General features: G+C 47.7%; 1 protein-coding gene. It reads left to right on the forward strand.

Annotated features, from left to right (window positions below):
- On the forward strand, positions 1–728 hold a 728-nt coding region (locus FC26_RS08610; protein WP_057779687.1), incomplete at both ends, for an L-ribulose-5-phosphate 4-epimerase.

The raw sequence follows: 728 nt of genomic DNA on the forward strand, positions 1-728 counted from the left end.
ATGCTTGAAGATTTAAAGCAAAAAGTTTATGAAGCTAACATGATGCTGCCAAAGCTTGACCTCGTGACCTTTACTTGGGGGAACGTCTCACAAATTGACCGCGAAAAGGGTCTATTTGTCATCAAGCCTTCTGGTGTCGATTATGACAAGTTACGTCCAGAAGATATGGTTGTCGTTAACTTGAAGGGTGAAGTTGTCGAAGGTGACATGAATCCTTCTAGTGATACCCCAACGCACATGTACCTTTACAATCACTTCCCGAACATTGGTGGGGTTGTGCATACCCACTCACCTTGGGCCGTTTCGTTTGCCCAAGCTAAGAAGGATGTTCAGGCCTTTGGGACTACCCATGCCGACACCTTCTATGGTGATGTACCAGCTGCCGATGCCTTAACAAAGGATGAAATCGAAGGCGAATACGAATTAAACACTGGTGAAGTTATTGTGCGGACTTTCAAAGAACGCGGAATTGATCCAGATGCCGTTCCAGCCGTATTGGTTAGCCAACACGGACCCTTCACATGGGGTAAGGACGCCGCCGATGCCGTTCATAACGCTAAGGTGCTGGAAGTCGTTGCAGAAATGAACTATCACACTTTGATGCTGAACCCTTACTCAGATAACCATGTCCCACAATACCTGTTGGACAAGCACTACTACCGTAAGCATGGGGCTAACGCCTACTACGGTCAAAACAATGCGAAGTCGAAGGGCCACGCCCACAAGGC

The organism is Paucilactobacillus vaccinostercus DSM 20634 (assembly GCF_001436295.1).
Lineage (GTDB): Bacteria > Bacillota > Bacilli > Lactobacillales > Lactobacillaceae > Paucilactobacillus > Paucilactobacillus vaccinostercus.